The organism is Intrasporangium chromatireducens Q5-1, from assembly GCF_000576575.1.
GTDB classification, from domain to species: Bacteria; Actinomycetota; Actinomycetes; order Actinomycetales; family Dermatophilaceae; genus Intrasporangium_A; species Intrasporangium_A chromatireducens.
Window position 1 is genome coordinate 1 of sequence record NZ_AWQS01000162.1, and the last position, 8,952, is coordinate 8,952.

10 protein-coding genes are annotated in these 8,952 nt (G+C 73.0%); 7 read left to right on the plus strand and 3 right to left on the minus strand.

Annotated elements, in window-relative coordinates; translation table 11 throughout:
* The 4 genes from N864_RS15855 to N864_RS15870 form a co-directional block, all read left to right on the plus strand.
* Positions 1 to 1,589: ERAP1-like C-terminal domain-containing protein (locus N864_RS15855; RefSeq protein ID WP_034718948.1), on the plus strand; the 1,589-nt coding region annotated here is incomplete at its 5' end.
* Between the two features lie 47 nt (positions 1,590 to 1,636).
* Entirely contained in the window at positions 1,637 to 2,560 is a 924-nt protein-coding gene (locus N864_RS15860) for a mechanosensitive ion channel family protein (RefSeq protein ID WP_034718950.1), read from the plus strand.
* Positions 2,561 to 2,591: 31 nt separating this feature from the next.
* On the plus strand, positions 2,592 to 2,990 hold the full coding sequence (locus N864_RS15865; protein ID WP_034718952.1) for a globin: 399 nt from the start codon (positions 2,592 to 2,594) through the stop codon (positions 2,988 to 2,990).
* 177 nt (positions 2,991 to 3,167) lie between these two features.
* A complete protein-coding gene (locus N864_RS15870) occupies positions 3,168 to 3,824 on the plus strand; it encodes a Clp protease N-terminal domain-containing protein (protein ID WP_051518681.1) in 657 nt (218 codons plus the stop codon).
* A gap of 33 nt (positions 3,825 to 3,857) precedes the next feature.
* On the opposite strand, the gene N864_RS15875 is transcribed toward N864_RS15870, so the two are convergent.
* Positions 3,858 to 4,616: an enoyl-CoA hydratase/isomerase family protein gene (locus N864_RS15875; RefSeq protein WP_034718954.1), complete on the minus strand. Its 759-nt coding sequence runs from the start codon at positions 4,614 to 4,616 to the stop codon at positions 3,858 to 3,860.
* 136 nt (positions 4,617 to 4,752) lie between these two features.
* On the opposite strand from N864_RS15875, the gene N864_RS15880 reads away from it, so the two are divergent.
* The 3 genes from N864_RS15880 to N864_RS15890 are packed head-to-tail and all read left to right on the plus strand — an operon-like array spanning position 4,753 to position 7,790.
* The gene (locus tag N864_RS15880) at positions 4,753 to 6,528 is read left to right on the plus strand and encodes a glycoside hydrolase family 13 protein (RefSeq protein ID WP_034718957.1); all 1,776 of its coding nucleotides are present in this window, start codon (positions 4,753 to 4,755) and stop codon (positions 6,526 to 6,528) included.
* 9 nt (positions 6,529 to 6,537) lie between these two features.
* Positions 6,538 to 6,954 carry a pyridoxamine 5'-phosphate oxidase family protein gene (locus N864_RS15885; RefSeq protein WP_034718959.1) on the plus strand — a complete coding sequence of 139 codons (417 nt, stop codon included), beginning with the start codon at positions 6,538 to 6,540 and terminating at the stop codon, positions 6,952 to 6,954.
* A 47-nt stretch (positions 6,955 to 7,001) separates the two neighbouring features.
* Positions 7,002 to 7,790, plus strand: a complete 789-nt coding sequence (locus tag N864_RS15890; protein WP_034718962.1) for a glycerophosphodiester phosphodiesterase family protein — start codon at positions 7,002 to 7,004, stop codon at positions 7,788 to 7,790.
* Positions 7,791 to 7,830: 40 nt separating this feature from the next.
* On the opposite strand, the gene N864_RS15895 is transcribed toward N864_RS15890, so the two are convergent.
* Both N864_RS15895 and N864_RS15900 read right to left on the minus strand, forming a co-directional pair.
* Positions 7,831 to 8,460: a DUF8185 domain-containing protein gene (locus tag N864_RS15895; protein WP_051518682.1), complete on the minus strand. Its 630-nt coding sequence runs from the start codon at positions 8,458 to 8,460 to the stop codon at positions 7,831 to 7,833.
* Positions 8,457 to 8,858 carry an acyl-CoA thioesterase gene (locus tag N864_RS15900; RefSeq protein ID WP_051518684.1) on the minus strand — a complete coding sequence of 134 codons (402 nt, stop codon included), beginning with the start codon at positions 8,856 to 8,858 and terminating at the stop codon, positions 8,457 to 8,459. The genes N864_RS15895 and N864_RS15900 overlap by 4 nt, the downstream gene beginning before the upstream one ends.
* Positions 8,859 to 8,952: the final 94 nt, after the last annotated feature.

Here is an 8,952-nt window from a genome sequence, read left to right on the forward strand (position 1 = left end):
ACGAGTCGTTCGCCGAGTGGGCCTCGACGACGTGCCAGGCCGAGGCCACCGAGTGGACGGATGCGTGGACGACGTTCGGCACGGCGGAGAAGTCGTGGGCCTACACCCAGGACCAGCTCTCCTCGACCCACCCCATCGCTGCCGACATGCGCCACCTCGAGGACGTCGAGGTCAACTTCGACGGCATCACCTACGCCAAAGGCGCCTCGGTGCTCAAGCAGCTGGTCGCCTACGTCGGCCGTGAGCCGTTCGTCGCGGCGTTGCGCGAGTACTTCGGCAAGCACGCGTGGGGCAACACGACCCTCGCCGACCTGCTCGGGGAGCTCGAGCGCGCCTCCGGACGCGAGCTCGGCTCGTGGGCGAAGCTGTGGCTGGAAACCGCTGGGGTCAACACGCTCCGGCCGAAGTTCGAGGTCGCCGAGGACGGGACCTACCGGACCTTCGCCGTGCGGCAGACAGCGACCGAGGAGCACCCGACCCTGCGGCCGCACCGGCTCGGCATCGGCCTCTACCAGGCCACCGGGGGCCACCTCGAGCGCGTGGCGTACCACGAGGTCGACGTCGACGGCGAGCTGACCGAGATCGCCAAGCTCGCCGGGGTCGCGCAGCCGGACCTGCTGCTGCTCAACGACAACGACCTGGCCTACGCCAAGATCCGCCTCGACGAGCGGTCGCTCGCGACGGCGCTCGAGATGCCGCGTGGCTTCCAGGACTCGCTCCCGCGCTCCCTCGTCCTCGGAGCGACCTGGGACATGACACGCGACGCCGAGATGTCGGCGCGCGACTTCGTGCGGTTCGTTCTCGCCACCCTGCCGGGTGAGCAGGACTCGACGCTGCTGCGGGTGCTCATCAGCCAGATGCAGACGAGCGTGTCGCTCTACGTGGCTCCCGGTCACCGCCGCGAGATGCAGGAGCTGCTGGCCACGTCCCTGCGCGAGCTCGGCGAGCAGGCCGAGCCCGGCAGCGACGCACAGTTCCAGCTCATCGAGGGCTGGGCCAACACTGCCGTCGACCAGGCGGACGCCGCGCGGTTCGAGGCGCTCCTGGACGGGACGGAGCAGATCGAGGGCCTCGCCGTCGACACCGACCTGCGGTGGACCTTCCTGCGTGCGCTCGCGGCGCTCGGCGCGGCCGACGAGGCGCGGATCGACGCCGAGCTGCAGCGCGACCCCACCGCGACGGGCCAGGAGCGCGCCGCGCAGGCCCGGGCGGCCCGGCCGACGGCGGAGGCGAAGGCTGATGCCTGGACCAAGGCCGTCGAGCGCAACGACCTGCCGAACCAGATGGTCGAGTCGATCTCGGCCGGCTTCCGGCGCACCACGGACGTCGCGCTCCTGGAGCCCTACGTCGAGCGCTACCACGAAATGCTCGTCGACGCGTGGGCCTCCCGCAGCGTCGCGATGGGTGAGCGCGTCGTCGGTGGGTTCTACCCGTTCGCGCTCGCCAACGAGGCCCTCAAGGACGCCTCCGACGCGTGGCTCGCCGCCCACCCGGACGCCCAGGCCGGCCTCGTGCGGACCGTCGCCGAGAACCGCGACACGATCGCGCGGGCCCTGCGGGCCCAGGCGAAGGACGCGTCCTCGGACTGAACGTGCCGGGCGAAGCACGCTGAGCGGCATACGTTTCAATGAGGCGTATGCCGCTCAGCTCGCTGTTGTCCCTCACCTGGCCGGAGGTGCGCGACTGGCTCCTCGGGGCTCCGCTCAAGGTCGTCGTCACCGTCGCCATCGCGGTCGCCGTCCGGTGGCTGCTGCACCGCTTCGTCGACCGCGTCGTCGCGACGGCCACGAGCCGCCGCGCCCAGCGCCTCGCGATGCTGCCGGGGCGGGCCGGGCGGATGCTGGCCGGGGCGACGGGCCTGGCCGGCGAGCGACACGTCCAGCGGACCAAGACGATGGGCGCGGTCCTGCGCAGCGTCATCACCATCATCGTCGCGACGATCACCCTGCTCACCGTCCTGGCCATCGTCGGCATCCCGCTCGGGCCGATGCTCGCCTCGGCGGGGATCGGTGGTGTGGCGCTGGGCTTCGGCGCGCAGAGCCTGGTCAAGGACTTCCTCTCCGGCGTCTTCATGATCGTCGAGGACCAGTACGGCGTCGGCGACGTCATCGACACCGGTGAGGTCGTCGGCACCGTCGAGGACGTCTCGCTGCGGGTCACGCAGCTGCGCGACGGCAACGGGGTGACGTGGTACGTCCGCAACGGGGAGATCGTCCGGATCGGCAACAAGTCGCAGGGCTGGTCGGTCGCGATCGTCGACATCCCGATCGCCTACGACGAGGACGTCGAACGCGCCCAGTCGCTGATCCGCGAGGTGGCGGCCCAGCTTGCCGACGACGCCGACTGGCAGCCGTCGTTGCTCGAGCCGCCGCAGGTGGTCGGCGTCGAGTCGATCGGGGGTGGCGCCATCACCATCCGGGTCACGGCCAAGTGCGTCGCCCAGCAGCACTTCGGGGTCCAGCGGGAGCTGCGCGAGCGGGTCAAGGTGGCCTTCGACCGGGCCGGCGTCCGCAGCCCCGCCGCCCTGCCGCTGCCGCCCTACGGCTCGACCCGTCCCTGAGGCCACCGCTCGCTCTGGGAGACTGGGGCGTGTGAGTGACCGGGTGACGTACTACGAGGCGATGGGTGGGCACGAGACCTTCGTCAAGCTCGTCCACGAGTTCTACCGGGGCGTGGCGCAGGACGAGCCGCTGCGGGCCCTCTATCCCGAGGCCGACCTGGGCCCGGCCGAGGTGCGGCTGCGGATGTTCCTCGAGCAGTACTGGGGTGGCCCGACCACCTACTCGGAGCAGCGCGGCCACCCGCGGCTGCGGATGCGGCACGTGCCGTATGCCGTGACCCCGGACCAGCGCGACCGCTGGCTGCTGCACATGATGAACGCCGTTGACACACTGGGGCTGCCGGAGCAGCTCGACGAGCTGTTGCGCGACTACCTGACCCGGGCCGCGTACTCCTTGGTCAACGCACCGGCGGTCGACCCCGCCGGCTGACGTCCCATGCGCCGGCGGCTGACTGCGCCGGCGTGCGCGGGCCGCCTCGTGGCCGGCCGGGTTCACAGCAACTCACAGGCCGATCGGGCCGCATGTCCTCGGCCCGTCGTGTTTGCTGGTGGCAGACCGGCACGACACCGGTCCCGAGAAGCGCACGACCACGAGCCGGAGGCTGTCATGACATCGGTGAACCGCAAGACCGCGGGGGTCCTCATCGCCGGGGGTGCCGCGGCGGCGATCGCCGTGGGCGTCGGCGCCGCGGCACGTGCCGACACGCAGACGCCGACCCCGAGCCCGACGACGTCGTCCGCCCCCGGCAGGTCGGGGACCGCACCGGGCCAGCAGGCGAGCCCGGGGCAGGGCGGTAACAGCCAGGGCAACGGCAATGGCAAGGGACTGGGGTGGGGCCCGGGAGGCCGGCACGGCATGGGCGGTTTCGGCGGGATGGGACGCTTCGGCCTGGGCGGCGACGTGGCGGCGCTGGCCCAGAAGCTCGGCGTCGACGAGTCGAAGCTGCGCACCGCCCTCGGAGCCGTGCGCGACCAGCTCAAGGCGGAGCGCAAGGCCGACAAGACGAACGGGTCGACGCCTCCCCGCATGGGCGCCCTCAGCGACGACGCCGCGACCCGGCTCGCCAAGGAGCTCGGCATCAGCGCCGACAAGGTCAAGACCGCGATCGCGGACCTGCGGGCGGCGGCCCAGGCCTCGCGCCAGCAGGCGTTCGACAGCCGGCTCGGTCAGGCGGTCAAGGACGGCAAGCTGACCCAGGCGGAGGCCGACGCGGTCAAGAAGGCCGCACGGCTCGGCGTCATCGGGATGGGTGGGCGCGGCTGAGCGCCGCGCTGCCCCGGGCCAGCAGCACCCGGATCACCGCGACGTGAACGCCGTGATGAGCCGCTGTGCCTCCTCGCTGCGCACCGCGGCACCGATCGTGCGAGCCTCGTCCGCCCCCGTGTCGGCGCGGCTCACGGCATACGAGGAGCGCACGAGCCGGCGGGCCTGCCCGAGGGCGGCCGACGGGCCCGACGCCAGTGACTCGACCACCTCGCGGCCCCGGGTCAGCACGTCGCCGGCCTCGACGACCTCGGTGACCAGCCCCCAGTCGCGGCCCTCGAGCGCGGTGAGGGTGCGGGGCGTCAACAGCAGCTCGAGAGCGCGCTGCTGGCCCACCGCGCGGGGCAGCAGCCAGGACAGGCCGCAGTCCGGCGTCAGCCCGATGCCGGCGTAGGCGGTGACGAACTTCGTGCCGACGTCGGCCAGGACGAGGTCGCAGCTCAGCATGACGGCCAGGCCCGCCCCGGCCACCGCCCCGTGGACCGCGGCGACGACGGGCTTGTCGAGCTCGGCGAGCCGGCGCAGCGCGACGTCGGCCGTCGACGCGAGCCGCTCGACATAGGCGGCCGGGTCCTCGGAGGCGAGGAAGGAGCGCACGTCGCCCCCCGCACAGAACCGCTTCCCAGCACCGGTCAACAGGACGGCCCGGACATCGGGGCCGCCGAGCCGGTCGACGACCGCGCCGAGCTGCTCGGCGAGCGGAAGGTCGAGGGCGTTCGCGGCGTCGGGCCGGTTGAGCACGACGGTGGCGACGCCGTCGGTCACGTCGAGGCGGACGAGGTCTTCGGACATCGGTGTCTCCTTCGTGGCGCAGCATGGGCGGTGCGCGAACTCGCGGTCAGGCTATCGGCGCGCCCGCCCCGACCCGCCGCCTGTCCGCCACCGGACCATGATGCAAGAACTTGCAGAATCCAGTTTGCGTTTTGCCATGCGTGAGAGAGCATTGACCCTCGTGACTCGTACTGCTTCGCACCCGGCCGTCCGCGCGGCGGCCCCCTTCCACCCGGCCGACCACGACGACGCCTGGTGGCGCTCGGCGGTGATCTACCAGATCTACCCGCGTTCGTGGGCGGACTCGGACGGCGACGGCATGGGCGACCTGCCCGGGATCACCGCCCGGCTCGAGCACCTCCAGTACCTCGGTGTCGACGCGATCTGGCTCTCCCCCTTCTACACGAGCCCGCAGGCCGACGCCGGCTACGACGTGGCGGACTACCGCGACGTCGACCCCCGCTTCGGTGCCCTCGCGGACGCCGACGCGCTGCTCGCCCGGGCGCACGAGCTCGGCCTCAAGGTCATCGTCGACCTCGTGCCCAACCACTCGTCCGACGAGCACGCCTGGTTCCGCGCCGCGCTCGCCGCCGGCCCCGGCTCCCCCGAGCGGGACCGCTACATCTTCCGCGACGGCCGCGGCCCGGCCGGCGACGAGCCGCCGAACAACTGGGACTCCGTCTTCGGCGGGTCGGCGTGGACCCGGGTCACCGAGGCCGACGGCACGCCCGGCCAGTGGTACCTGCACCTGTTCGACCCCAAGCAGCCCGACTTCAACTGGGACCACGACGAGGTCCGGGCCGAGTTCGAGTCGGTGCTGCGCTTCTGGCTCGACCGGGGCGTCGACGGCTTCCGGGTCGACGTCGCGCACGGCCTCGTCAAGCAGCCCGGGCTGCCCGACTGGCACAACCGCACCCACATGCTCGGCGAGACCGACGAGGCGGCGGCCCACGTCCTCGACAAGGTCAAGCCGCAGCCGACGAACCTGTCGCCTTACTGGGACCAGGACGGCGTCCACGAGATCTACCGGTCGTGGCGCAGGGTCCTCGACTCCTACGGCACCCCGGCCCGGATCCTCTGCGCCGAGGCGTGGGTCGAGCCGCAGGAGCGGGCGGTGCTCTACACCCGGCCGGACGAGATGCACCAGGCGTTCAACTTCGACTTCCTCGGCACGCCGTGGGTCGCCGAGGACCTCGTGGCCGTCATCGAGCGCTCCCTCGAGGCCGCCGACTCGGTGGGCGCGCCCTCGACGTGGGTGCTGTCGAACCACGACGTCGTCCGGCACGCAACCCGCCTCGGCTACGCCCCGGGGACCAAGCGCAAGAACGGGATCGGCGCCGACGACCCCCAGCCGGACCGCGCCCGCGGGCTGCAACGGGCCAGGGCGGCGACGACGCTGATGCTCGGGCTGCCCGGCGGCGCCTATCTCTACCAGGGCGAGGAGCTCGGGCTGCCCGAGTCGACGACGATGCCCGACGAGTTCCGCCAGGACCCGACGTTCGTGCGGACCGGCGGTGAGGAGCTCGGCCGGGACGGGTGCCGGGTGCCGATTCCGTGGACCAAGGACGCGCCGGGCTTCGGGTTCGGTCCGTCCGACCGGACCTGGCTGCCGCAGCCGGAGGTCTACGGCGACTACGCCGTCGACCAGCAGCGCGGGGTCGCGGGGAGCACGCTCGAGCTCTACCGGACGCTGCTCGCCACGCGCGCGGAGCTCGGGCTCGGGCGGGCGTCCCTGGCCCTCGTCGAGGGGTATGCCGCTGACGTCGTCGCACTCGAGGCGGCGGGTCCCGAGAGTGGCCGGGTGCTCGTGCTGGCGAACCTCGGCGACGAGGCCGTCGAGCTGCCGGCGGGTGCCGACGTCGTGGCGGCCTCCGGCCCCCTTGCCGACGGACGGGTGCCCACGGACACGACGGTCTGGGCCCGCCTGGCCTAGCGTGGTGCCATGAGCATCCCGGTCGACCTGGCGGAGCTCGCCGACGCCGCGAGCCAGCACGACTTCGCCTACCTCGTCACGATGTCGGAGGACTGCCGTCCGCATCTCGTCGCGGTCCAGCCGGTGGTCGAGGGCGGCGGCGTGCACGTCGCCGGCCTCGGCCGCCGGACCCTCGCGAACGCCTCGGCGCGGGCGCAGGTGACGCTGGCCTGGCCTCCTCGCGTCCCCGGCGGACACTCGCTCTTCGTCGACGGCACGGCCGAGGTGCGGTCCGCCGACGCGGAGGGCCACGGTGGCCTGGTCGTCGTCACACCGGCACGCGCGGTCCTGCACCGCCCCGCGCCGTCGCCCACCCCCTCGGCCGACCCGGCGGCGTGCGGGTCCGACTGCGTCGAGGTGCCCGTCGCGACCGACCCGAGCACCTGAGGCGTGCCCGTCCCGGTTCGTGCCCCGGGCGTGACTACAGTCGCCCCATGTCCTCGTCCCGGCCGTACCTGAAGCCGACCCCGCTGGCGCTCGCCCACCGAGGCGGTGCGCTCTACGGGCCGAACGTCGGGCTCGAGAACACCGTGACGGCCTTCCGCAACGCGGTCGCCCTCGGCTACACCCACCTCGAGACGGACGTGCACGTGACGGCCGACGGGCAGCTCGTCGCGTTCCACGACGACCGGCTCGACCGGGTCACCGACGGGACCGGCCTGATCAGGGAGCTGCCCTGGAGCGAGGTGCGGCAGGCGAGGATCCGCGGCCACGAGCGCATTCCGCTGCTCACCGAGGTGCTCGAGGAGCTGCCCGGCGTCCGGCTCAACATCGACCTCAAGGCGGCGGACACGGCGGAGCCGACGTGGGAGGTGATCCGGTCGCGGGGGCTGATGGACGACTTCTGCATCGGCTCCTTCTCACAGCGGCTCATCACGAGGTTCCGCCGGCTCAGCGCGGGCCGGGTCGCCACGGCTGCCTCCCGCCCCGGCACCGCCCTGATGGTGCTCGGCCCCCGGTGGGTCTCGCGGATGCTGCGGACGCCGGCGGAGGTCTTCCAGGTCCCCACCGTGATCACCCCCCGCGGGCGCACCGTCGCCGTCGTGACACCGAAGCTCGTCGAGCTCGCCCACCGCTACGGCAAGCAGGTGCACGTGTGGACCATCGACGACGCCACCGAGATGGAGCGGCTGCTCGACCTCGGCGTCGACGGCATCGTCAGCGACCGGATCGACGTCCTCAAGGACGTGCTCACCGGCCGCGGCGAGTGGACCGGGAACTGACCCGTCCGCGGCCGGTCGCCCGCGTGCCGCCAGGCGTCCGTCAGCGCGCGAGGACGTGCCCCCGGCTGGTGCTGAGCCGGGTCCACGGCCCGTGCATCGTGACGGAGGCCCGCTCCCCGGGATGGGTGAAGCCGAGCGCGTGCGCGGCGAACGCCATCCCGGACGGCACCGGCGGCACCGTGTCGGTCGGCTCGCCCCACACCTGCCGGCGCAGCTGCTCGACGGCGAGCGCCCCGGCTCCCTCGGGCACGCCGCGGGCGACCGCCTCGATGCCCTGCTTGGCGGCCCGGTCCAGCTCGGTGCAGTCGACCTCGCCGACCCGTTCCCACCCACCCCGCGGGGGCGTGACGCCGGCCCAGGCCGGGCTGACCGTCGTCGGCGGCACGGGGAACGTGGTCGCGCTCGTCGCGCGCGCCAGCCGGTCGGAGACCGCCGCGATCGGCACGGTCACGTCGACCGGCTCACCTCCGGCCACCGGCATGATCCGCATTCCGAGCACCCGGCCCTCACCCAGCAGCCCGGCGGCGTCGAGCACGGCGACGGTCAGCACGAGCATGGGCCCGAGCGTCCGGATCCGCACGGCCCCGTCCACGCTGACGTGCCGGGCGCGGGCGACGAAGGTGCCGAAGTCGGTGTGCACCCTCGCGTCGTGGAAGTCGATCGCCGTCACCGCCGCCTCCTCCTCAGGGGGGCCGGCATGCCCTTGACCGCCTGGAGGGAGGCCCGCTCCTCCGGACGCATCCGCCGCGGCGCGGCCGCGGCGAAGTCGTAGAGGGCCAGCTCCGTCTCGGCGACGGCGTAGACCTCGTCGCCGACCCCCTCCGGGTCCGTCACGATGTAGGCCACGTCGAAGCCGGCGCCGCCGATGCGCGAGACCCACATCTCGACCCGCACCGGCTCCGGGCGGAACCCGAGCGGGCGGCGGTACTCGATCTCGTGCCGCGAGACGAGCACCCCCTCGTCGAGCAGGGACCGGTCCTGGTCGAACCAGTCCCGGAACGCGATGACCCGGGCGTCCTCGAGCAGCCGGAGGAACTGGACGTTGTTGATGTGCGCGTAGGCGTCCATGTCCGACCAGCGCAGCGCCACGTGCGCGGCATAGCGCGCCTCCGGGCCGGTTCGTCCCTGACTCTCGCTCACTGGTTTACCTTCCTTGTGTCGG